We start from the raw sequence: 953 nt of genomic DNA on the forward strand, positions 1-953 counted from the left end.
GCTGCGCCGCCTCGCCGGCCTCGACCGCCAGGCCGCCGCCGACCGCCTGCACCGGATCTGCCGAGGGGACAGCCATGGCTGACGACCGCACCGCCGCTTTGCGCGCCCGCCGCGACCGGCTGCTGGGGCCGGCCTATCGCCTGTTCTACGACGAGCCGCTGCATGTCGTGCGCGGCGAGGGCGTCTGGCTGCACGGCGCCGATGGCGAGCGCTATCTCGACGCTTACAACAATGTCGCCTCGGTCGGACATTGCCATCCGCATGTCGTCGCCGCCCTGGCGCGGCAGGCGGCGGTGCTGAACACCCACACCCGTTATCTGTCGGAGGGCGTGCTCGACTATGCCGAGCGTCTCCTGACGACCTTCCCGCCGGAGATCGGCCATGTGATGTTCACCTGCACCGGCAGCGAGGCCAACGACCTGGCGCTGCGGGTGGCGCGCGCCGTCACCGGCGGCACCGGCGTGATCGTCACCGATTGGGCCTATCACGGCGTCACCGTGGCGCTGGCGGAGATGTCGCCCTCGCTCGGCAGCGCGGTGCGGGTCGGCGACCACGTCCGCCTTGTCGCGGCGCCGGATGCCTATCGTGGCGATGCTGACGTCGGCGCGGCCTTCGGCGCGAGGGTGACCGCGGCGATCGAGGACATGCGGCAGGCCGGCATCGTGCCGGCGGCGCTGCTGGTCGACACCATCTTCTCCAGCGACGGCGTCTTCGCCGACCCGCCCGGCTTCCTGGCCCCGGCCGCGGCGGCGATGCGGGCGGCGGGCGGGCTGGTGATCGCCGACGAGGTGCAGCCCGGTTTCGGCCGCACCGGCGGCATGTGGGGCTTCGCCCGGCACGGCTTCGTGCCCGACATGGTCACCATGGGCAAGCCGATGGGCGACGGCCACCCGATCGCCGGCATGGCGGCGCGGCCGGAGGTGCTGGCCGAGTTCGGCCGGCGCACCCGCTAC

At 73.3% G+C, this 953-nt stretch carries 1 protein-coding gene; it reads left to right on the plus strand.

What is annotated here, in order from left to right; all coding sequences use genetic code 11:
- Window positions 1-74: 74 nt before the first annotated feature.
- Window positions 75-953, plus strand: an 879-nt coding sequence (locus P409_RS35240; protein ID WP_034849764.1) for an aspartate aminotransferase family protein, incomplete at its 3' end; no start/stop codon positions are given.

The organism is Inquilinus limosus MP06 (assembly GCF_000767795.1).
Taxonomy (GTDB): Bacteria; Pseudomonadota; Alphaproteobacteria; order DSM-16000; family Inquilinaceae; genus Inquilinus; species Inquilinus limosus_E.